Source organism: Belliella aquatica, from assembly GCF_014637795.1.
GTDB classification, from domain to species: domain Bacteria; phylum Bacteroidota; class Bacteroidia; order Cytophagales; family Cyclobacteriaceae; genus Belliella; species Belliella aquatica.
In genome coordinates this window covers 414,252-437,651 of sequence record NZ_BMFD01000001.1, presented here as the reverse complement: position 1 = coordinate 437,651, position 23,400 = coordinate 414,252, and the positions used below count along the sequence as shown (strand labels likewise).

The window sequence follows — 23,400 nt, the reverse complement described above, 5'->3', positions numbered from 1 at the left end:
TTTTTGTCAAATATATAAACAACATCAAATTATGGCTGGAGTAAATAAAGTAATTTTAGTGGGCAACTTGGGACAAGACCCCGAAGTAAAGCATCTGGAAGGCGACAAAGTGGTCGCCAATGTAAGTTTAGCGACAACAGAATCTTATAAAGACAGGTCAGGAAATCGTGTTGACAATACTGAGTGGCATGACTTAGAACTTTGGGATGGTTTAGCAAAAATTGCAGAAAGCTATCTCAAAAAAGGAAGTAAAGTCTATGTAGAAGGAAAGATCAAAACAGATAGCTGGCAAGATGAGCAAGGTAATAACCGTAAGAAAGTTAAAATTCGTGTACTCAACATGACGATGTTAGACTCTAGAACTGATAGCCCAAATACGGGTGGTGGAAATCAGAACACAAACTACGCTAACAATAGTACCAGCAACAATGCACAATCAATGCCTGCTCCTGCGGTATCAGAAGGACCTGGTGAAGATGACGATTTACCATTTTAATTCTCTCAAAAAACTGCTATTTTAACCATTGAATTATTCATTAAAAATATATCTACTGATACCGTAGCATCATAAAATAGTGTAAATACTATATTTAGATTGCTGTAACCCGATAGCCGATAAAAATTCTCCTCAAAATCATTTGGGATAAATATGTAAACCGGCGTTGTTGTGGATAATCATAATTAATTTCATCTTATAGTTGACTTAAACACAATTAATTATCAATTTTAAATCTATTGTTAAATTATAATTGAGTTGTATGTCATAATTGGTTAATTTTGCAGAAATAATTTTATCATTAATGGACGACCCCTATCCGAGTATACTATTGCTAGCTGAAATTTCTCAAGTTTCAGCTAGTTATCTTTTGACTAATGGATTGATTTTTATTCTATTACTCATCGCCTCAGGCTTGATTTCTGGATCTGAGGTAGCCTTTTTTTCCCTTACCAAAGATGACCTTGTGAATATCGATATTGATGGACAGAAGAATTCTGATAAAGTAATCTTGCTTATAGAAGATCCACAAAGACTCCTCAGTACGGTTCTCATTCTCAATAATCTTATTAATATCGGAATTGTCACACTCACTACCTTCGTAGCTTGGACGATTTTTGGGCTCAATGCAACGGGGATTGTCATAGTCTTGATTCAGACTATAGGCGTGACCTTTGCAATCGTATTTTTTGGAGAAATTGTACCTAAAGTTTATGCCACTAAAGCAAAAGTGGAGTTTTCTTTAATGATGGCACCGGCTATCAGTTTCTTTTCTATCCTACTCAAGCCACTTTCTATTTTCTTAATGAGCATCAGCAATGTAATCGAGCGAAGAATCGAGAAAAAAGCTTATTCTTTGTCCATTGATGAGCTTCATCAAGCCTTAGAAATTACTTCTGATGATGCCACTGACGAAGAAAAAGATATTCTTAAAGGTATTGTAAACTTCGGAACACTCTCTGTCAAGCAAGTGATGCATTCTCGAATGGAAATTACAGCAGTTGATCTAGAAACTGATTTCCATGAATTGATGGACAAAATCAATAAGAGTGGCTATTCTAGGATTCCTGTTTATAATGAAACTATCGACAGTATTGAAGGAATTCTCTATATCAAAGACTTACTTCCGCATATCGAAAAAGGGGAGGAATTTGAGTGGCAGAGCTTAATAAGAAAAGGGTTTTTTGTACCTGAAAATAAAAAAGTGGACTCCCTACTCAAAGATTTTCAAAAGAAAAGAGTTCACATGGCAATCGTGGTTGATGAATATGGAGGAACGTCAGGACTCATCACTCTAGAAGATTTAATCGAAGAGATTATAGGAGAAATTAATGATGAATTTGATGATGTACAGGAATTCTACTTCCAAGAGATAGATCCTCAGACATTTATCTTTGAAGGAAAAGTATCACTGAATGATTTTTGCAAAAAGCTAGACTTAGACATTCAGATTTTCGACGAAGTAAAAGGAGAAAGTGAATCTTTGGGTGGGCTATTACTCGAACTCAATTCTAATCTCCCAAAAAACGGTACTAAGATTTGTTTTGAAGATTTTGAGTTTACAATCCTCGCTGTCGATACCAGAAAGATCAAAAAAGTGAAGGTAAAAATGATCTCACGAGAAGAGAAAAATCTCAACTCAAATGAAGATTGAAAAAATCTGAAAATTCCTAAATAATACAATATTCTTCAAATAGCACTTATTACAAAATAATGTGAATTTGGATTTCAATATATAATCACAGAAACGTTTTGATTTTTAAAAATAAAGTAGAAAAAAAATTTACAATTTTTTCATTTAATTCTCTAAACCCTCACATCAATATTTTTACATAAAAAATCATTTATATGGTTAATTTTTAAACCACTTTTTAATTATATCACAAAATTATTAAAAATACCAATTAGATTTTAAACCAAATCATATTTTTTATTAAAGGCAATTAAAGTGAATTTCCAATACAAACTATTCACATAAACGGTCATTTGATTGCTTAAATTTTAATAGAAAGAAAATTTTTTGTAAATTTTGCAACTGAAATTGAAACCTATTAAACTTATTGATAATGAATAAAGGATTATATCGTGCGGAATTTGAACATGATTCTTGTGGTATAGGTGCAGTCATAAATGTCAAGGGAACAAAAACTCACGAGACAATCAGTGATGCACTCTATATGTTGAGCAACATGGAGCACAGGGGGGGAAGAGGAAGTGATCCCAAAACAGGAGATGGTGCAGGAATTCTTATTCAAGTGCCTCACCCATTTCTGAAAGAAGTGACCTCGAGAGCAGGATTTTCTATTCCAGATGCAGGAAGCTATGGCGTAGGAATGACATTTTTTCCAAAAAACAAACAGCTTTACAAGAGATCAAAAGAAAGATTAAACCAAATCATCAAAGAACTTGGCTTCAAACTGATTGGCTACAGGGAAGTGCCAGTTGATGAAACTGTACCTGGTTCAGGAGCTTTGGATGTCATGCCTGTCATTGAGCAGGTGTTTGTAAGCCATAGTGACGGCTTACAGGGCATAGATTTGGAACGCAAGCTCTATGTCTTGAGAAATTATGCTTCAAGCCAGATCAACAGTGAAATCGCTGGTGTGAACAACGCTTTTTACTTCGCCAGTTTCAGCTGCAACACGTTGATATATAAGGGTCAGTTGAGAACAGATCAGGTACTACCATTTTACAAAGACCTCCAAAACAACAAAATCACATCCGGACTAGCCATCGTCCACTCGAGATTCTCAACCAATACCTTCCCTAATTGGAGGTTGGCACAGCCGTTCCGCTACCTATCACATAATGGTGAGATCAATACCATCAGAGGGAACCTGAACAAGATGAAATCTAAAATGTCGCTGATGCGATCAGTAAATTTTACAGATTCAGAATTGGCTAAATTGATGCCCATTACTAACAAACAATATTCCGATTCTGCAAACTTGGATGCGCTTGTAGAATTACTGACGCTAAGCGGAAGAAGTTTGCCTCATGTGATGATGATGCTCGTGCCTGAAGCATGGCAAGACAATCAGATGATGGATAAAGACAGAAAGGCATTTTATAAATTCCACGCTGCCTTGATGGAGCCATGGGATGGACCTGCTGCGCTATTGTTTTCTGACGGTAAGTCCGTGGGAGCTACTTTGGACAGAAATGGCCTTCGCCCATTACGCTATTTTATTACCAACGATGACCGTCTGATTCTTTCTTCAGAAGCAGGTGCCTTGCCTATTCGTGAGGCAACGATCACAGAAAAAGGAAGAATAAGTCCAGGAAAAATGCTTTGGGTGGATTTGGAAAAAGGTAAAATCTCATTCGATGATGAGGTCAAAGCTTCTGTATGTGACAATAAGCCTTATGACAAATGGGTAAGAGAAGAAAGGCTGAAGCTTCGATTAATGCCTGATCCAGAAAAACTTGTCAATCCATATACCACTGAAGAGATTAAGAAACGCCAAACAATATTTGGCTATACTTCGGAAGAGTTGAACATGATCCTAAAGCCGATGGGAGATACTTCTTACGAACCAATTGGTTCGATGGGAGCAGATACTCCACTCGCTGTTTTGTCAAAACAAAGTCAACATGTCGCCAATTACTTCAAGCAACTATTTGCTCAGGTAAGTAATCCACCGATTGATCCAATCAGGGAAAAATTGGTGATGTCCCTATTCACTAGAATTGGAGAAAGCCACAATATACTCGACGAAAGCCCAAGACACAGCAGACAGATTCATATCTCACAGCCTGTATTACTCAATGAAGACTTAGAGAAACTCAAACACCTGGAAGATCAAGGCTATAGAACAGTCACTTTGACTGCTCATTTTGAAGCCAATCATCAACCTGGGAAACTTCTTGAGGCACTAAACAATCTTTGTAGAGAGGCTGAAGGAGCAATTTATGCTGGCAAAAACATCATAATTATCTCTGATAGAAATAGTACTGAAACCCATGCGCCAATCCCATCATTACTCGCTATAGGTGCAGTTCATCATCATTTGGTGAAAAAGAAATTGCGAACTAGAGCCGGCTTAGTCATTGAAGCGGGTGATATCAGAGAGACCCATCATTTTGCCACTGTCATTGGATATGGTGCTTCCGCAATCAATCCATATTTGGCACTTGAAAGCTTGATTTATCTCAACGAAAAAGGGCATCTTTCTAAAGAAATCCCAACCAAACAGCTTTTCGCTAATTATCAGGCAGCAGTTGGAAAAGGATTGCTGAAAGTACTTTCCAAAATGGGAATCAGCACACTACAGTCTTACCAAGGTGCACAGATTTTTGAGGCAATTGGCTTAGGCCCTGAAGTGATAGATAGATGTTTCAAAGGCACAGTCAGCAGAATTTCAGGAATATCTTTTGACGAATTAGCCGAAGAAGTATTAATCAGACATCATGCAGCTTACCATACAGAGAGTCCTGTATTGGAGACTGGCGGGGTTTATCAATGGAAAAGAAGAGGTGAAAAACACCTTTTCAACCCAGAAACAATACATCTCCTTCAGAAATCCACGAGACTAAACGACTTCAATCTTTACAAAAAGTTTGCAGAAAAAATCAACGTGCAGACCAAAGATGCACTGACACTTCGAGGGCTTTTTGAATTCAAAAAACGGATATCGATTCCAATCGAAGAAGTTGAACCTATAGAATCAATCTTAAAGAGATTTGCTACCGGCGCCATGTCATTCGGATCTATTTCCCATGAAGCTCATAGCACTTTGGCGATTGCGATGAACAGAATCGGTGCCAAGAGCAACAGTGGAGAAGGTGGAGAAGACGAGATTAGGTTTCAAAGAAAAGAAAATGGTGACTGGGAACGCTCTGCCATCAAGCAGGTCGCATCTGGTCGATTTGGTGTGACGAGCAATTATCTCAGCAATGCTGCAGAAATTCAAATCAAAATGGCTCAAGGTGCCAAACCTGGTGAAGGTGGACAGCTTCCTGGCCACAAAGTAGATGATTGGATTGGAAGAGTGAGGCATTCGACTCCAGGAGTAGGATTGATTTCCCCACCTCCACACCATGATATATATTCTATTGAGGATTTGGCACAGTTGATCTATGATCTTAAAAATGCTAATAGAAAAGCGAGAATTAATGTAAAATTAGTGTCTCAAGCAGGTGTAGGAACTGTAGCTGCTGGTGTTGCCAAGGCTCAGGCTGATGTAATCCTTATATCAGGTGCTGACGGAGGCACAGGTGCATCTCCATTGAGCTCTATCCGACATGCGGGCTTACCTTGGGAGCTCGGTCTTTCGGAAGCACATCAGACTTTGGTGAAAAATAACCTGAGAAGTAGAGTTGTCTTGCAAACTGACGGACAACTCCGAACAGGAAGAGACATTGCCATTGCCACACTTTTAGGTGCTGAAGAATGGGGGATTTCTACAGGAGCATTGGTAGTCGAAGGCTGTATCATGATGCGTAAGTGTCATTTGAATACCTGCCCGGTCGGAATTGCTACGCAAAATCCTGAATTGAGGAAACTCTTTACAGGTAGTGCCGATCATGTGGTGAATTATTTTATGTTTCTCGCCCAAGACTTAAGAGAAATCATGGCTTCATTAGGCTTTGCCACCATAGATGAGATGGTAGGTCAGAGTGATGTCTTGAAAGCAACAGGAAATATGAATCATTGGAAATGGGACAAAGTCGATCTCAGCCCAATATTCCACAAAGTGGAAGTTCCAGATCATGTAGGAATTCACAAGCAGATCGATCAGGAGTTTGAATTGAAAAAAGTCCTTGATAGAAAGCTGATCAAACAAGCACTTCCGGCACTTGAACAAGCAAATCCAGTCTCTGGAAAGTTTGAAATCAAAAACACTGACAGAACAGTTGGTGCGATGCTTTCCCATGAAATTTCAAAAATATATGGAAGTCCTGGGTTACCAGAAGACACCATTCAATACAAATTCATTGGCTCAGCAGGGCAGACATTTGGAGGGTTTTTAGCTAAAGGTGTAAGTTTTGAGCTAGAAGGTGAAGCAAATGATTACTTTGGAAAAGGGCTTTCCGGAGGAAAACTGATCGTCTATCCAAGCCGAAACGCAAACTTTGATGCAAAGGACAATATCATCATTGGCAATGTGGCCTTTTATGGAGGAACTTCCGGTGAAGCCTACATCAATGGAAAAGGCGGTGAGAGATTCTGTGTAAGAAATTCAGGCGTAGAGACCGTTGTAGAAGGCATTGGCGATCATGGTTGTGAATACATGACAGGCGGATTGGTTGTGAATTTGGGGGAAATAGGTAGAAACTTTGCCGCTGGTATGAGTGGTGGAATTGCTTACATTCTCAAGGATTATCTTCACTTGATCAATCCAGAAATGGTCGATCTAGATCCACTCAATGAAGATGATTTTGTCACCATCAAAAACCATTTGAAGAAGCATAAGGCTTTTACAAACAGCAATCTAGCCACCGAATTCCTAGAAAATTGGGATAGCTACAAAGAACAATTTATCAAAGTCATTCCTAGAGATTATAAGGAAGTATTGAAAAAAAGGGCTTTGGAACAATCAAAAACATTAGTCTAATATGGGAGCGAAAGAAGGATTTATCCAATACAACAGAGAGCTACCCGAAACACGCTCTCCAGAAGAAAGAATCAACGATTACAAAGAGATATATCAGCCATTTGACGGTAAGAAACTCAATGAACAATCTGCCAGATGCATGGATTGTGGAATACCATTTTGCCATCAGGGATGTCCGCTGGGCAATGTAATACCTGAGTTTAACGATGCAGTGTACCAGAATGAATGGGAGGAAGCTTTTCATATTTTACAGAGCACTAACAATTTCCCAGAATTTACCGGTAGGATTTGCCCAGCGCCCTGCGAGGCATCATGTGTATTGGGAATCAACAAAGACCCTGTTGCAATCGAGCTGATTGAAAAGAATATTGTTGAGAAAGCCTATGAAATGGGTCTTGTAAAGCCAAGAATTCCAAAAAGCCGAACAGGGAAAAGCGTAGCTGTGATCGGTTCAGGCCCTGCGGGACTTGCTGCTGCCGATCAACTCAATCAAGCGGGTCATGAAGTAACTGTCTTCGAAAAAGACAAAGAAGTCGGTGGATTACTGCGCTATGGTATCCCTGATTTCAAATTAGAAAAATGGGTCATTGATCGTAGAGTCATAATCATGGAGCAAGAAGGGGTGATTTTCTCTACTGAAACTGATATTGGTTTCAACGTAAAAGCAGAAAATATCCTCACCAATTTTGACGCCATCGTCTTGGCGACAGGTGCCGCACAACCCAGAGAACTCAAAATCAAAGGTTCTGATCTGAAAGGAGTTCATTTTGCAATGGATTTTCTTGGAAAACAAAATCAAGTAATCGCAGGAGAAATCAAGGAAAACCCTATTTCTGCTAAGGACAAAAACGTCATTGTCATAGGCGGTGGAGATACAGGCTCTGACTGTATCGGAACTTCAAATCGTCATGGTGCAAAAAGCATTACACAACTGGAATTACTTCCAAAGCCCCCTCAACAAAGAACTGTTCTCAATCCATGGCCAGAATGGCCAATGACATTGAAAACTTCAAGTTCTCACGAGGAAGGCGCTGAACGTGTATTCTCTATTCTTACAAAAGAATTTGTCGGCAATGACAAAGGAGAAGTAACAGGCCTTGTCTTGGTAGATTTGGAATGGAAAGAAGAGAATGGAAGAATGCAGTTTGTGGAAGTTCCAAAAACTGAGAGAACAGTCCCATGTGACCTTGCATTTATAGCCATTGGCTACACAGGACCTGCACAAAACGGTCTGTTGGAGGCTTTCAAGGTAGAGAAAATGGAAAATAGCCTTCCAAAATCTAAAGGCTACCAGTCAACATCCAAGAAGGTATTTTTAGCAGGAGACATGCGAAGGGGACAATCCCTCGTCGTTTGGGCAATTTCCGAAGGAAGAGAAGCTGCCGTAAGTGTGGATGAATTCCTAATGGGAAGCTCTTCACTTCCTAGAAAAGATGAAGGCTTCTATCAAGTAGAAGAAGAAATGGCTTCCTAATTATTCAATTAAAACCACTAATTCAATCCAAACCGATCCGGGATTTCTCGGGTCGGTTTTATTTATTTGAATAAAAAAAGCAGGCCATAGACCTGCTCTTTATTTTTTCGCCTGATTGTTCAGACTATTAAGCAACACCTATTATGAAAATTATCTTCTGCCACCTGGACCTCTATTTCCTCTTCTTCGTTGCTGAATTTTCTCCCTGTCAGGGTTTGTTCTCGCATCACGAATTGTATTCATTTTATCTCTATTTTCATCTCTAAGCTCGATGAATTTTTCTTTTTGCTCAGGTGTCAAAACCGCTTCAATTTTAGCATGCTGCTCTTTTTGATTGGCTTGCATGTCAGCTTTCTTGGCTTTCATCTCTGCCCTTCGGGCTTCCATTTCTGCCTGTCTTTTAGAAGCGTTTTCTAAGTGGATTGCATAAACCTCTTCTTTCTGCACGTCAGACAATTCTAGTTTTTCCGCCATTCTACTGGTCATCATTTCAGCCCTTTTTTCAGGATTAGCCATTTCGGCTCTTTTTTCTGGTGACATTTGTGGGCCTCTTGGACCTCTTTGTGCTTCAACTGTAAGTGCACCTAAAGAAAATATTGCAAGTATTGCGATTAGCTTTTTCATGTTTTTAGTTTTTAGTCTTTTGTTTTTGAATCAATTTTTTTAGAAAAACTCTCAATCCCGGGAGCGATTTGAATTCTAATTTAATTTCCTTTTTGTTTTGAAATCTGACTCTTAGACCAAAGAAAAAGGTGAGGGTTTAAGCCCTCACCCAAAGAAAAATGTTAACAAATCTTAAATTTAAAATAGTACTTGCAGACACTGCAGAAAGTATTCTTTATAAATTCCCTCCTCCTCTATTCATACCTCCCCTTGTAGGGCGCTGTCCACCTTGCTGTCCCGCGGGTCTTCTCTGTTGTTTTACTTCCTCCCATTTTTTCCGCTGCTCTGGGCTAAGAATTTTTTCTATTTCCTGATCAAATTCCTCCTCTGTTACCACTTCGACTTCTTCTTCCACATCTTTTTGGGCAGCCTCTTTTTTCGCCTTCCCTTTTTGTTTGGCTCCAGCTCTTTTATTCATCGCTTCAGCTTTTCTAGCTTCGGACTGTCCTCTTTCCCCCATCATTTCCATATTTTTGGCTCTGGCCAAATTCACCTTACGGACTTTTTCCACTTGCTCAGCAGAGAGCTCAAGACGCTCTTGCATCATGTTGGTCATCATTTCAGCTCTTAATTCAGGGGTCATTCCTTGTCCGCGCTGCTGTCCACCTCGCTGGGCTTGGGCCGTAAATGTCCCTATGGCAAAACATATCAATACTGTCAGCAATTTTTTCATGGTGTTTCTAGGTTTATTTTGATTTATATTTTCTCTTACAATTCTGAGTTTGTAAGTTTGATAGAGGGTTTATTTAAGACACTAACTGTTCTAAATTTAAGAAAAAATTTATGAAAAAGGAGACATTTCTTTATTTCGGCTATGCGAGTAATTTGGATATCAGTACTTTGACAGGAAGGTTAAATAATCCCCCCAAATTGAACGGCCTAGCGGTATTGCCACATTATGGTTTTAGGTTCAACTTCCAAAATCCAGATGGCTCTGCCCGTGCCAATGTCATAGAAAGTAAGAATGAATCTGTCTATGGTCTCCTGTTCGAAGTGGAATATTCCGAATTAGAGTACTTTCTAAAATCTGAACCGGGATATGACTTTGTCGAAAAGGAAGTTTTGACAAAAAATGGCCCTGTAAAAGCCAGAGTTTTCATTTCTCAAAAGTTGGTGAAGGGTATTTTCCCTCACCAAGAATACTTTGAAACCATCATCAGAGGTGGCGAGGCCAATGGAATCCCAAAAGGCTACTTGGCCAGTATCATCAACCGTGCCGGCAAAATCATGTAATTAATCTTCGACTAGATCCTTGTCTTTTTGAGTTTTGATTTGCCTAGGCCTGATCAATAAGCGCAAACTTGGGTCAAATGCCAAGTAATTCCAGGACCAGTTGAGAAAGATAAACAGTTTATTTTTGACTCCTAAGATGGCCATCAAATGAACGAAAAGCCAGGTCATCCATGCCAATAAACCTTGAAATTTAATAAATGGCAAATCAACCACAGCGAGCTTTCTACCTATTGTTGCCATGGAGCCTAGGTCTTTGTATTTGAATTTCTTCCAAGGTTTATTCTTTTTCTCCGCCAACAAGTTATCGGCAAGATTGCTAGCCTGCTGAAGTGCTACTTGAGCCACCTGCGGATGACCTCTTTCAAATTCTTCCGTGATAGAAATAGCAATATCTCCCAATGCAAAAATATTCTCCCGCTCTTGTAATCGGTTAAATTCATCAACGATCATTCTACCATTTGGTAGTGTTTGACTCTCTTTTATCCCCTCAATATGATTTGGCTTGATCCCAGCTGCCCAAAGTAAGGTCTTCGTTTCAATAGATTCTTTGCCCTTCAGGTCAACCTTATTTCCATCATAATCCAACACCTGAGTATCAGTCATCACGACAACCCCAAGCTTTTCCAAATAAGTTCTAGCCTTTGTTTTTGCCTGTTCTGACATACTCGACAAGAGATGTGTTCCTGCTTCTATCAAAACCACCTTCATGTTTTTGAAATTTAATTCAGGATAATCTTTCGGAAACACATTATTTCTCAATTCCGCTACAGCGCCTGCAAGTTCTACTCCTGTCGGACCTCCACCGACGATCACCACATTCATGATCGGCTTTCGCTCCTTTTCTTCCCCGATATTGATGGCTGTTTCGTAATTTGAGATGATTTTATTTCGAATAAAAAGTGCCTCAGACACCGTTTTCATCGGCGTGCTGTACTTTTCTATATTTTCCAATCCAAAATAATTGGTATCAGCTCCCATCGCCAAAATCAGATAATCATAATCTATATATCCCACATTTGTATAAAGCCGATTGGAATCCTGATCGATCATCTCTGCCTCAGCCATTCTAAATATGATGTTTTTCGAGTTATGAAAAACTTTCCTCAAGGGAAAAGAAATCGCACTTGGTTCAAGCCCAGAGGTGGCAACTTGGTAGAATAAAGGCTGAAATTGATGGTAGTTGTTTTTATCCAGTAGCAGTACTTGGTACGAACTTCCCATCAACTTTCTAGCTAATTTGAGACCTGCAAACCCTGCTCCAATGATTACAACTCTTTTGGTTTTAACAATCGGAAGATTTGGGATAGGGTTTTGATTATAAAAGTTCATTTTGGAATTACAAAAGGTACATCTACCTATACGAACTGAAGAAATAAAGGTCGGTATTTTGGGAAGATTTATTTATTACTTGCTTTTTCCTTAAAAACAAATAAATTTGATCTGCTAAATCGTTTTATCTAAATATGATTATCCGCGATGACACTAGTATGCGATTATATCACAAATGATCTTGCGGATAATCGTTATCTGTTATTAGGCAATTAGTTACCAGTGTATCAATTGCTTAAAAACACACCATTTCGTTTAGCTAAAGTTGTGAAAGCGGATATACATATATCTCAAAATTATTATTGATAAAAATCAAACCCAAAACGACTTTATGAAAAAGAGCCTATTTTATATATTTTTCGTTTTCGTCGCCTGTTCTAGTCCTGAACCTATTTCAGAGGAAAAATCTTGGATGCTTGGACCTTTCGAAAGAGCTGAAGATCAGGAAGCGATCATAGTGCCCTCAGATTCAACTTCTTTTGAAGATCCCATGACTGGTAGAATTGTCAATTGGGAATCCATGGCCACATTCAATCCTGCGGCTATCGTGAAAGATGAAAAGATTCATGTGTTCTACAGAGCAGAAGAAAAACTGGGAGAAAAAGAAATTGGTGGGCATACTTCGAGGTTAGGATTGGCTATCTCGACTGATGGTATCAACTATTCAAGAGAAAGTGAGCCAGTATTTTATCCAAAAGAAGATAATCAAAAAATATTTGAATGGACAGGTGGGACTGAAGACCCAAGAATCGTGGAGACAGAGGATGGAACTTATGTTTTGACATATACCCAGTGGAATCGAGAATTTCCAAGACTTGCCATCGCCACATCCAAAGACCTGATAACTTGGGAAAAACATGGTCCCATTTTCCAGAATTGGAAAGAAGGGAAATATCACAACATGGAGACTAAATCCGGAGCCATTGTCACCAAGGAAGTCGGCGGAAATCTTGTCGCAACCAAAATCAATGGAAAATATTGGATGTACTATGGCGTCCCTCACATTTGGTTAGCAAGTTCTGAGGATCTAATCAACTGGCAGCCCATAGAAAATCATGAAGGAAATCTAGTCCCAGTACTCAGCCCAAGGGCAGGATATTTTGATTCTTGGCTGGTAGAAGCTGGTCCTCCACCCGTGTTGACAGAAGATGGAATCGTAGTCTTATACAATGCTGGAAATTCAAAGGATGTTGGTGTACAGGAATTGGCAAACCGAATTTATACAGGAGGACAAGCACTCTACGACGCAAAAGAGCCTTGGAAGATATTGGATCGCTCGGACGAACCCTTTATCAAACCAGAGCAGGATTTTGAAAAATCAGGTCAATATGTCGATGGAACTACTTTTGTCGAGGGTTTAGTGATTTTTAAGGGCACTTGGTACCTCTACTATGGCACAGCAGACAGTAAAGTAGGAGTCGTAAAATGGAAAAAATAATAACCGCCTTTGTGCGAAATATTAATCAAATATCATGAATCATTTCAATTCTGAAAACCTCTGGGGAATAGATATGGGAGGCACTAAGATCGAAGGGATAATTTTGAAATCTCAAGATGAACCCGAAGAGCTGCTTCGCCTAAGAGTTCCAACAGAAGCTAATTTGGGCTACGAACATATTTTGAGTCAGTTTGAAAAATTGCTTTCCCAAATGACTCTTCATGCAGGATATCAACCTGACATCATCGGTCTGGCTTCACCTGGAACCTATATTCCTACTAAGGGAATGATGAAAAACTGCAATGTCACGATCATCAATGGCAAAAACTTCAAAGCTGATTTAGAAGCTAAACTAGGTCTAGAAATTAGATTAGCGAATGATGCCAATTGCTTTGCCTTAGCAGAAGCTACACTTGGAATTGGTAAGAAAAAAGTAGGGAATGCAGTGATTTTCGGAGTAATCCTGGGAACAGGCGTAGGAGGAGGAATTGTGGTCAATGGAAATCTAATTCAAGGAAAACATGGAATTGGAGGGGAATGGGGACACAATTATCTCTATCCTGAAGAAGGAAACCTATGCTATTGTGGCAAAAGAGGCTGCAATGAACAAATTATCTCCGGTCCTGCATTAGAGCGTTTTTATGCAGAATTATCAGGAGCCCCGAGACCCATGAAAGAAATCCATCAGAGACATTTAGATGGCAATGACATCGCTGCAAGTAAAACCATTCAGCGGCTTTTAGATGGCTTCGCTCGGGCGCTGAGTGTAGTTGTGAACATCATCGACCCGGATATCATTGTCGTGGGTGGCGGCGTCAGCCATATCGATGCTATCTATCAAAATTCGAATTTACTCCGAGAAATGATATTTAACAATGAATTTGAAACACCTATTCTTAAAGCAAAATTAGGCGATAGCGCAGGCGTCTTCGGAGCTGCTCTTTTGGCGAGTAAAAACTCAATTTTCGTTTAATATTTTCTGAGATCGCTGGGAATATTGTAAAGATTGGCCAATATTACCTCCTCGCATTTAAAAAGATTTGTTAATTTTGAGTCTTTAAAAATCAATTCAATATGGGAAGAGCTTTCGAGTTTAGAAAAGAGAGAAAATTTAAGCGTTGGAACAAGATGTCTAAGGTTTTCACCCGCCTTGGCAAAGAAATCGTGATGGCTGTAAAAGCAGGCGGTCCTGATCCTGTCAACAACACGAAGCTCCGTACAGTAATTCAAAACGCCAAAGGTGCAGCGATGCCCAAGGATCGAATCGAGGCGGCTATCAAAAGAGCTTCCAATAAAGACGAAAAAGACTACGAAGAAGTATTATACGAAGGTTACGGCCCTCACGGTGTAGCAGTCATTATAGAAACTTCAACAGACAACACCAATAGAACGGTAGCCAACATCAGAAGCTACTTTTCAAAATCAAATGGCTCTTTGAGTACATCAGGCTCTGTAAGCTTTATGTTCAACAAAAAGGCTGTATTTAGATTTGCTCAAGGTGAATATGATATTGAGGAATTAGAATTGGAATTGATTGATTTTGGATTAGATGAAGTTGATGAAAATGAAGGAGAAATCTTCGTTTACACAGCATTTGAGGATTTTGGAAATATGCAAAAGGCCCTTGAAGACAGAAATATAGAGATCATCAATGCTGATTTCCAATGGTTCCCAACTACGACCGTAGAGCTACCCGAAGATCAAGAAGAAGAAATCAACAAGCTTATTGAAAAACTCGAGGATGATGACGACATCAATTCAGTTTTTACCAATATGGCATAAACTTTAAAACCTGTGGAACACAACTTCGCAGGTTTTTACATTTATAGAATAGACAATGATATTTCCTCAGAGAAATAATATAAAAGAAGAAAAAAGACAGCAATTGGTAATCGTGGGAAGTAAAAACCCAGTTAAAATCAGTTGTACAGACGTAGGCTTCCATCATGCTTTTGATTCCGCATTTTTGGTAGAAGGTTTGAATGTGAGTTCTGAAGTGGAAGACCAACCAATCGGAGATCAAGAGACCTATTTAGGAGCCTTCAATCGAGCAAAAAATGCCAAGGTAGTTTTCCCTGAAGCTGATTTTTGGGTTGGCATAGAAGGCGGTGTTGATGAAAAGGACGGGGAAATGTTTGCCTTTGCTTGGGTAGTCATTCAAAACCGAAATGGAAAAATCGGCAAGGCTAAAACCTCCACATTTTTCCTACCGGGAGTCATATCAGATTTGATCAAAGGAGGCATGGAGCTTGGCGCAGCAGATGATCAAGTATTCAATAAGGAAAATTCAAAACAAGGAAATGGAGCTGTTGGAATATTGACCAATGGGGCTGTGAATAGGAAAGAATATTACAGTCAAGCAGTTATTTTGGCTTTAATTCCGTTTCTGAATGAAAACATCTACGTTTAATTCATGTTTCAATGATGTATTGAAAATATCAATTAGAAATTAGGGAAGTATCTTACTAATTTTGCAGATATAAAATTGATCTAAACAAAAGAATATATGTTACAAGAATTAGAAACAGACACCTTACAGAATTTAATTAAAGAAAACGATAAAGTCGTAGTACAGTACAGTGCCTCATGGTGTGGCAATTGCAGAATCATGAAGCCTAAAATGAAGCGTCTTTCTAACGATTACGAAGGCATTACTTTTCTCTACGTGGATGCAGAAAAATTACCAGAATCTAGAAAACTAGCTGCAGTAACCAATTTGCCTACTTTTGCAACTTTCAGTGGAGGTTCTTTGGTGAATCAAATCCAAACAAATAAAGAAGAAGCACTAAAATCCTTGATCGATGAGATTGCCAATAATTAAGCACGTTTTAGGATTCATTGAGGCCAATGATGAAGATTGGGTCAATGAAACGATCGAATTACTTGAGAACATGACCGAAATCCCATCTTTGAAGGATGAGGAATTGGAAGTAATGGGAGAATTGCTTTCCAACCTCTACGGTACATTAGAAGTAAATCAAATGATCAAAGGCGGCATGGACAAGAAAGAAGCGATGAACGCTTTTATGAAACGTGTTACCGGATCGATTGATAAGTAAAAAGCGAGAAGTTGGTTAATCACCCTTATACTAATTACAACGCTTTGACTATAGGGCTCTTTCGGGAGCCCTATTTATTTTTTCAGATTTTCTAGAAATCGACTTATTAGTACTTTAAAATGAAGCCACGATTCAACTCAAAGACTTTAAGCAATACTTGGCAATTAGAGTAGTTTTTTAATTTCCTTGTCAAAATCACTTTCATAATTCTGATCCTGGATGACCCTGAATTTATCGAATTCACCTTCCGCTTTAAGCTTCGCTTCCAACATAGAAACTTTGCCTTTATCATTTAGAATTGGGTAATTAGAAAGTTCTAAAAACCTATTTAAAAAGGTGACCCACTGATGCATATTAAATGCAATTCCTCTTTGCGCATTGTTTTCAGCCAAATCTAAATACGCTGATACAATTCTGTTTAATTCAGAAATATGCTGATGCGCTAGGTAATTTTTGGCTACAACCACATCACTTTTCATTATTTTCCCATCGGGAGCAGCTTTCCATGTTTTTAAACCCATGTAAAGTTTGGTGGCATCTGCCTCAGAGTAAATAATCTCAGCAGCTGTTTTTCCAGTTATTGCCCAATGTAGCTTGTTTTGAACAGCAGCAAAAAAATCTTTGGTTTGCTGGCTTTCTTTGTTGTAGTCAGTACTTAAGGCATATAAATCAGTAATTTTTTGATAAAACCTTCGCTCGCTGGTCCTTATTTCACGGATGCGTTCAAGCAATTCATCAAAAAAATCTTGCCCAAAATTCTTACCTTGCTTTAGTCTTTCATCATCTAACACAAACCCTTTGATGATAAATTCATTGAGTGTTTGAGTTGCCCATTTACGGAAGTCAGTAGCTTGAATTGAATTCACACGATAACCTACAGCAAGGATGGCTTCTAATCTGTAAAAGTTAGTTTTATAATTTTTTCCATCTTCAGCAGTATGTGCAATTTTTACACATACTGAATGTTCCTCTAATTCTTGAGTTTTAAAAATGTTTTTTAAATGCCTGGTTACAACAGACCTATCAACAAAAAACAATTCTGCCATCCCTTTTTGTGTCAACCAAAAACTTCCATCCTGAAAATAAACTGATACGTTTACTTTCTGATCTTGAGTATGATATAGTAAAAGGTCTCTTGCTTTCATATCAATTATTTGAAGTAAAACTTTTTGAAAAATGCTCTTTCTCTATATTTATGTCCTATTTGTTTTTACGTATATCCACTTTCAAAACATTAGCCATTTAAAATAATGTCCATACCATATTTGGAGTTCTGCTGTGGACTGTTGACTATTATCCGCATGATTACAAATGATATTTATGCAAGCTCGTGTCTTAGTGGATAATCATTTTTACTTCTTCAGATTTTCCAAAAATTGCCTTAGCGCAACCCTCCAATTTGGATCGGCATCCCATTCTGGACCGATGTAAAGTTCGTTTCGAACAAGGAATTTGATGTAATATTTCACGACAATTCTAGATCCTTCTTCACCCTCAGAGACAGGTAAACCCATACTGCTTTTGAGGTCGTTTTCTCTTCCTTCTACGCGCATCAAGACAAACTGAACCCGATCACGAATCAATTCAGCTTCTGTTTTGGCATCAGTTAGGTACTCTACCTGATGAGGATAGCTTGATTTAAAAATTCCTTCCAATCCGCTTTTCTCAGCAGCTTGCTCAGCTGCTATGGCTGCCTCAGATTTACCCAATAGGTCATAGCGGTATAAACTCAAGAAAGCAGACTCTCCCGCTGCTCCTGAGAGTGGGATGCCTAGCTTGAAAACATCCAGATTCAGTGGATTTCTATTCAAAAATCTACTTGCTCCTCCAGCTAAAGAACCTTCACTTGCCGGAAATTCTGGAACATCTAAAACTAGGAGGTTTTTGGTCCGGACGCTACTTCCCATCGCTGACAAACTCTCTTTTAATCCCTCAATACTTGAGGTAGACAGGGCATAAACTCCCGAATTCGAGACAATATTTTTATTATTCGTGTATAGAGCAATATTTAAAACGATCTCTCCAGAGGATTTTCTTGTGACAATGACTATATTTTTAATCATTCTTTTATTAAATGCTTCTGCGTAGCCTGCTTGTGTTTCTTCTGAGAGTGTAAGATCTTCTAATTCATAGTAGGCAACAGGGTCACCCCCAGCCTCAACTATCGCTTGATGAATCTCTTCTGACAAGGCAGTCCATGTCATTGCAGGTCTTGCTTGTGGAGAATTTGAAATCAATACGACAGATTTTCCATCTAAAAATCCTTCTGGCACCCCTCCCTGAGCAAAGGATTTTGAAAAAATTAAAAAACATATCAACGTAGCTGAGAAAATTTTCATAGTTAAATATTTTTGAGACAATCAGTTGCCACGAATATAATTAACGTCTTGATATAATTTTCATTATAATATTGAATTCTATATTCGTAAAGGAAATAAGGTAATGACCTCAATAAATTTGATTCTGAATTTTATATTTGGGATGGTAATTGATAATAATCCAATTTAGATCATCAATTACGCAATTTATTCAAGTCTAAAATATTACTTTGCACTACTCTAGACGATCTTGATTAATCGATAGTTAAAAAATTAAAACTCTTTTCTTTATGAAATCATTCTTAAAAATAACGCTGTTCATTTTTACCCTGAGCTTGCCCACCTTATCCGAAGCTCAAAAAGTCAATCAGGATCAGTTAATCTCTGATATTCAGTATTTATCTTCCGATGAACTTGAGGGAAGAAAACCTATGTCTGAAGGAAATATAAAGGCACAGAATTTTATCAAAGAAAAGTTTGAAAAATTAGGCTTAAGCAGTCAATACGATGATTTTACACAAACTTTTTCCTTTACAAACAGGAGAGACGGAAAAACTTATGACAAGGCTTCCAATATTGTTGGATTTGTGCCTGGCAGTGAGTCTGACAAAATCATCGTGGTCATGGGACACTATGATCATATCGGGAGAAATGGCGACGACATCTTCAATGGCGCTGACGACAATGCATCTGGAACCGTCGCGATGATGGCTTTGGCAGAATATTTCTCTAAAAACAGACCCAAGCATTCGATGATGTTTGTGGCTTTAGACGCTGAAGAAATGGGCATGCAAGGTGCACGGGCGTTGGTTGCTGATTTTCCTTTTCCGATCGATCAGGTCAAACTCAATATCAATATGGACATGGTCAGCAGAAACGATCAGAATGAATTGTATGCTGTCGGTACACACCACTATCCCTTCTTGAAACCCAGTTTGGAAAGAGCGTCTGTAGGTTCTTCACCCAAATTAATGTTTGGTCATGACGTTCCTGGATCGGGAAGAGATGACTGGACCAATGCTTCAGATCATGCTCAATTCCATCAAAAGAAAGTGCCATTTATCTACTTTGGGGTAGAAGATCATGACGATTACCATACGCCTAGAGATACTTTTGAAAACATCCAACCTGAGTTTTTCAAAGGAGCCGTAGAGCTAATTCTCAATTGTCTAATAACGCTTGACACAGACTTGCTGAATTGATTTTCAGCAAGTCTTTTTTTTAAAGTCTATTAATGCGCTAAATTTACCCTTTAAATAAAATTTAAGATTTGGCTAAAACTGACATTATCACCCGATTTTTGATTTGGAGACTCAGACACCTAAGTACCAAAAACTTCATATTAATCTTAAGTGGTTTGATCGGGATAGTTGCAGGCTTAGCAGCTGTTATATTAAAAACGGCTGTACATGCCATTCAGAAATTTTTGACAGAAGATTTCAATGAAGCTTACGCTAATTTTTTCTATATCATCTATCCACTAGTTGGTATTTCACTGGCATTTCTAGCAGGAACATATCTTCTCAAAGATCAGGGTGGACATGGTATCCCTGATTTGCTTTACAATATTTCGAGAAAAAGTAGTCTTATCGCTAAAGTAAAAATGTACAGCCGCGTGATTACTTCGGCAATTACTGTGGGTTTTGGCGGATCAGTGGGATTGGAAGCACCAATAGTTGTAACTGGATCGGCTATAGGTTCGAATTTCGGGAACTTAATGCACCTCAATGCAAAAAAGCGCACCTTACTTATAGGTTGTGGGGCTGCTGGGGCCATTTCAGCTATTTTCGGTGCGCCGATAGGTGCTGTCATTTTCGCTATAGAAGTTATCTTGCTTGAAGTGAGCGTGGGAAGTTTCATCCCGCTTTTAATTGCTTCGGTAACTGGCTCTATTACATCAATGCTGCTTTTGGGAGAAGATGTGATGTTCAATTTCAACCTTTCAGATAGTTTTTTGGCAGCACACATGCCGTACTATTTCCTCTTGGCGATTTTTACAGGAATCATCTCTCTCTACTTCTCTAGGGTAGTATTGAAAACTGAAAATCTCCTTGGGATGATGACTAGCCCTTGGCTCAAACTCCTTTATGGCGGGGCATTTTTGGGTTTGATCGTTTTCTTCTTTCCTCCAATTTATGGTGAAGGATATGACACACTAAACGCATTGATTGATGGAGACCCTCAGCGCCTGCTAGCGAACAGTCCTTTCTTCTCAGAAATTAACAATCCCTATTTTATCATCGTTTTCTTGATGCTGATCATTTTCATCAAGCCGATCGCTTCCGCCATTACCATTGGAGCTGGAGGTAGCGGGGGGATTTTTGCACCTTCATTATTCGTAGGAGGGATCACCGGTTTTGTGTTTGCCTATGCAGCCAATCTTTTTGGATTGCCAATTGCATTGCCTATTGCACATTTCACGTTGGTGGCTATGTGTGGTGTCATGAGTGGAGTACAGCATGCACCCCTTTCTGCAATATTCTTGATTGCAGAAATTACTGGTGGTTACGAGCTATTCCTACCTTTGATGTTGGTTTCTGCGATTTCATTTGTCACCACCACATACTTTGATAAGGATTCTTTATATGTGAAGCAACTCAAAGATACAGGGCGCTACCTGACTGAATCCAAAGACGAAGAAGTCTTGGATAATATCAATATCAAAAAAGTCATGGAAAGAGACTTACTACCTATCGATCCCAAAGCAAGTTTGGGTGATCTGTGCAAACTTGTAAGACTTTCTAAAAGGAATATTTTTCCTGTCGTAAACGAAGATGGAGAACTCAATGGAATCATTACTTTGGATGATATTCGGGACATTATGTTTGATGAAAACAAACAAAAAGACATCAAAGTCCAACAGCTGATGCATAGTCCTCCAGAGATAATTTTTCCTGACGAAAACATGCAAAAAGTCATGGACAAGTTTGAAAAGTCAGGCGCATGGAATTTACCTGTAGTAGAAGATGGTATCTATTTGGGCTTTATCTCCAAGTCTAGAATTTTTAATGCCTACAGAAAGCGCTTGATGAGGCAGAATTTGGAGTAACCCTATCTACTTTCTTTATATTTTCCCCAAAAATAAATAGGGAAAATCAGCGCCTTTAATTTCCAGTCGTTCTTTTCTTTGAATGTAAGCTTTGTGTCTTCATGAACGGTTCGATACATTTTACCGGCCATCATTGCATGTCCGATCAGTAATAAAAACACAACTGCATAAATGATTAGTTCTGTCATATTTTTTCGAAAATTAAAGCTGCCCAATTGTCTTTGTCTTTCTGGCTTAGAAGTTTGAACCCAACGGATTTTGCCTTTTCGTGAATATCCTCAATATCGTGTGTGTAAAAACCACTAAGGAGCAAATTGCCTTGCTTTTTGACTAATGAAGCATAAATTTCTAGTTCGTCTAAAAGTACATTTTTATTGATATTGGCCAAAACAATATCGAAAGTGCCTTGAGGTGCAACTTCACGAACTGTTCCCAAACCCATCTTGACAGCTTGTGGGCCATGATGGCCAAAATCCCTGTTCCCGCTCCTATATCAATCACTCTCTTGCCTTGATGATCAATCGTCAGCTGATGTGACAACATCAAAAAAGTAGTCGCATGGTGCCCTGTACCAAATGACATTTTTGGATTGATCAAGATTTCATGCTTAAACTCAGCCTTTGCAGTATGAAAAGAAGCTCTCACATAGACTTCCTCACCAACTGCTATCGGGTCATAGTGCTTTTCCCATTCTTCATTCCAGTTGACTTTTTCCATCACTCCTTCGACAACTTCCAAATCAGCTGAGCTTTGGTAGCGATTCACTACTTCCTGAAAACTTTCACGCTGAAAAGATTTTTCTTCGATATAGGCATCGAGTCCTGTATCAGTTTCCAAAAAAGAATCGAAACCCACCTCTGCCAGTTCAGCTATGAGGATTTCACGAAAATCTTCTTTACAATTAATTTTAAACTCTAAATACTGCATAAATTGATAGAAATTTGTAAAAAAAAGTGATTGAAAAGTCAACTGTCAACAGACGACTGATGCTATCGTCCGTTGACCGTTGACATTTTAGAATGAATTAATAATATCCATAAAGTCACGTGACTTCAAAGAAGCACCACCGATCAAACCACCATCTACATCGGCTTTTGAGAAAATGTCTTTGGCATTTGCTGGGTTACAGCTACCACCATAAAGGATCGATGTATTGTCAGCAGCTTCTTGCCCATATTTACTTGCCAAATGATCTCGGAGTGCTTTGTGCATTTCTTGCGCTTGGTCTGAAGACGCAGTTTTTCCTGTACCAATAGCCCAAATCGGCTCATAAGCGATCACTATTTTTGCAAAATCCTCTTCACTCAAGCCAAAAAGGCTTTCTGTCAATTGGTTTTTCACATAATCTTCGTGCGTACCAGCTTCTCTGATTTCCAAAGGCTCGCCACAGCAGAATATTGGTGTCAAGCCATTTTCCAATGCTTGTTTTACTTTAGCAGTAAGGAGTTCATTGCTTTCTTTGAAATACTCTCTTCTTTCACTGTGACCAATGATCACATACTCGGCTCCAAAAGACTTCAACATAGTAGCTGATGTTTCTCCTGTAAATGCTCCAGAAGCCTTATCAGAACAGTTTTGTCCTCCTAAAAATAGGTTTGGAGTATTCCCTACTAATTTTTTGACAGAAAAAAGATGAACAAAAGGCGGGTTCAAAACCACAGTTACATCTTTGATATTTTCATCTTTGTACATATTGACAATCTCAGTGGTCAGCTTCTGACCTTCTTCAAAAGTGAGATTCATTTTCCAGTTTCCTGCTACAATTTTCTTACGCATAGTTCTAA

At 38.8% G+C, this 23,400-nt stretch carries 20 protein-coding genes and 1 pseudogene; 13 read left to right on the top strand and 8 right to left on the bottom strand.

Annotated elements, in window-relative coordinates:
- Positions 1-31 precede the first annotated feature (31 nt).
- The 4 genes from IEV57_RS01795 to IEV57_RS01780 all read left to right on the top strand — a co-directional run bounded on the left by IEV57_RS01795 (position 32) and on the right by IEV57_RS01780 (position 8,527).
- On the top strand, positions 32-496 hold the full coding sequence (locus IEV57_RS01795; RefSeq protein WP_188439011.1) for a single-stranded DNA-binding protein: 465 nt from the start codon (positions 32-34) through the stop codon (positions 494-496).
- Positions 497-800: 304 nt separating this feature from the next.
- On the top strand, positions 801-2,150 hold the full coding sequence (gene gldE / locus IEV57_RS01790) for a gliding motility-associated protein GldE (protein WP_188439009.1): 1,350 nt from the start codon (positions 801-803) through the stop codon (positions 2,148-2,150).
- A gap of 412 nt (positions 2,151-2,562) precedes the next feature.
- Positions 2,563-7,053: a glutamate synthase large subunit gene (gltB, locus tag IEV57_RS01785; RefSeq protein WP_188439007.1), complete on the top strand. Its 4,491-nt coding sequence runs from the start codon at positions 2,563-2,565 to the stop codon at positions 7,051-7,053.
- 1 nt (position 7,054) lies between these two features.
- On the top strand, positions 7,055-8,527 hold the full coding sequence (locus IEV57_RS01780; protein ID WP_188439005.1) for a glutamate synthase subunit beta: 1,473 nt from the start codon (positions 7,055-7,057) through the stop codon (positions 8,525-8,527).
- A gap of 150 nt (positions 8,528-8,677) precedes the next feature.
- Here the strand turns inward: IEV57_RS01780 and IEV57_RS01775 are convergent, their stop codons facing one another.
- Positions 8,678-9,151 carry a DUF4890 domain-containing protein gene (locus IEV57_RS01775; RefSeq protein WP_188439003.1) on the bottom strand — a complete coding sequence of 158 codons (474 nt, stop codon included), beginning with the start codon at positions 9,149-9,151 and terminating at the stop codon, positions 8,678-8,680.
- A gap of 214 nt (positions 9,152-9,365) precedes the next feature.
- The gene (locus IEV57_RS01770) at positions 9,366-9,863 is read right to left on the bottom strand and encodes a DUF4890 domain-containing protein (protein WP_188439001.1); all 498 of its coding nucleotides are present in this window, start codon (positions 9,861-9,863) and stop codon (positions 9,366-9,368) included.
- A 110-nt stretch (positions 9,864-9,973) separates the two neighbouring features.
- Between IEV57_RS01770 and IEV57_RS01765 the strand changes: the two genes are divergently transcribed.
- Positions 9,974-10,423, top strand: coding sequence for a gamma-glutamylcyclotransferase family protein (locus IEV57_RS01765; protein WP_188438999.1), 450 nt, complete (start codon positions 9,974-9,976; stop codon positions 10,421-10,423).
- On the opposite strand, the gene IEV57_RS01760 is transcribed toward IEV57_RS01765, so the two are convergent.
- The gene (locus IEV57_RS01760) at positions 10,424-11,752 is read right to left on the bottom strand and encodes an NAD(P)/FAD-dependent oxidoreductase (protein ID WP_188438996.1); all 1,329 of its coding nucleotides are present in this window, start codon (positions 11,750-11,752) and stop codon (positions 10,424-10,426) included. It lies immediately after the preceding gene.
- Positions 11,753-12,083: 331 nt separating this feature from the next.
- On the opposite strand from IEV57_RS01760, the gene IEV57_RS01755 reads away from it, so the two are divergent.
- From IEV57_RS01755 to IEV57_RS01730, 6 genes are all read left to right on the top strand, one after another.
- Positions 12,084-13,190: a glycoside hydrolase family 130 protein gene (locus IEV57_RS01755; RefSeq protein WP_188438994.1), complete on the top strand. Its 1,107-nt coding sequence runs from the start codon at positions 12,084-12,086 to the stop codon at positions 13,188-13,190.
- Between the two features lie 34 nt (positions 13,191-13,224).
- Entirely contained in the window at positions 13,225-14,163 is a 939-nt protein-coding gene (locus tag IEV57_RS01750) for an ROK family protein (protein ID WP_188438992.1), read from the top strand.
- Between the two features lie 101 nt (positions 14,164-14,264).
- The gene (locus IEV57_RS01745) at positions 14,265-14,972 is read left to right on the top strand and encodes a YebC/PmpR family DNA-binding transcriptional regulator (protein ID WP_188438990.1); all 708 of its coding nucleotides are present in this window, start codon (positions 14,265-14,267) and stop codon (positions 14,970-14,972) included.
- 55 nt (positions 14,973-15,027) lie between these two features.
- Positions 15,028-15,600, top strand: a complete 573-nt coding sequence (gene yjjX, locus IEV57_RS01740; RefSeq protein WP_188438988.1) for an inosine/xanthosine triphosphatase — start codon at positions 15,028-15,030, stop codon at positions 15,598-15,600.
- 96 nt (positions 15,601-15,696) lie between these two features.
- Positions 15,697-16,011, top strand: coding sequence for a thioredoxin family protein (locus tag IEV57_RS01735; RefSeq protein WP_188438986.1), 315 nt, complete (start codon positions 15,697-15,699; stop codon positions 16,009-16,011).
- On the top strand, positions 15,992-16,249 hold the full coding sequence (locus tag IEV57_RS01730) for a DUF6952 family protein (protein WP_188438984.1): 258 nt from the start codon (positions 15,992-15,994) through the stop codon (positions 16,247-16,249). The genes IEV57_RS01735 and IEV57_RS01730 overlap by 20 nt, the downstream gene beginning before the upstream one ends.
- Positions 16,250-16,413: 164 nt before the next feature.
- On the opposite strand, the gene IEV57_RS01725 is transcribed toward IEV57_RS01730, so the two are convergent.
- Positions 16,414-17,394 carry a virulence RhuM family protein gene (locus IEV57_RS01725; RefSeq protein ID WP_188438982.1) on the bottom strand — a complete coding sequence of 327 codons (981 nt, stop codon included), beginning with the start codon at positions 17,392-17,394 and terminating at the stop codon, positions 16,414-16,416.
- 207 nt (positions 17,395-17,601) lie between these two features.
- Positions 17,602-18,588, bottom strand: a complete 987-nt coding sequence (locus tag IEV57_RS01720; RefSeq protein WP_188438980.1) for an NTPase — start codon at positions 18,586-18,588, stop codon at positions 17,602-17,604.
- 269 nt (positions 18,589-18,857) lie between these two features.
- Here IEV57_RS01720 and IEV57_RS01715 point away from each other — a divergent pair, with 269 nt between their 5' ends.
- Both IEV57_RS01715 and IEV57_RS01710 read left to right on the top strand, forming a co-directional pair.
- The gene (locus IEV57_RS01715; protein ID WP_188438978.1) at positions 18,858-19,769 is read left to right on the top strand and encodes a M28 family peptidase; all 912 of its coding nucleotides are present in this window, start codon (positions 18,858-18,860) and stop codon (positions 19,767-19,769) included.
- Between the two features lie 68 nt (positions 19,770-19,837).
- Positions 19,838-21,616: a chloride channel protein gene (locus IEV57_RS01710; protein ID WP_188438977.1), complete on the top strand. Its 1,779-nt coding sequence runs from the start codon at positions 19,838-19,840 to the stop codon at positions 21,614-21,616.
- Between the two features lie 2 nt (positions 21,617-21,618).
- Here IEV57_RS01710 and IEV57_RS01705 read toward each other — a convergent pair whose 3' ends face one another.
- From IEV57_RS01705 to tpiA, 3 genes and pseudogenes are all read right to left on the bottom strand, one after another.
- On the bottom strand, positions 21,619-21,804 hold the full coding sequence (locus tag IEV57_RS01705; protein WP_188438975.1) for a hypothetical protein: 186 nt from the start codon (positions 21,802-21,804) through the stop codon (positions 21,619-21,621).
- Positions 21,801-22,543 (bottom strand): annotated as a pseudogene (gene prmA / locus IEV57_RS01700) (50S ribosomal protein L11 methyltransferase). The gene IEV57_RS01705 and the pseudogene prmA overlap by 4 nt, the downstream one beginning before the upstream one ends.
- 87 nt (positions 22,544-22,630) lie before the next feature.
- Positions 22,631-23,392, bottom strand: coding sequence for a triose-phosphate isomerase (gene tpiA / locus IEV57_RS01695; RefSeq protein WP_188438973.1), 762 nt, complete (start codon positions 23,390-23,392; stop codon positions 22,631-22,633).
- Between the last annotated feature and the right edge of the window lie 8 nt (positions 23,393-23,400).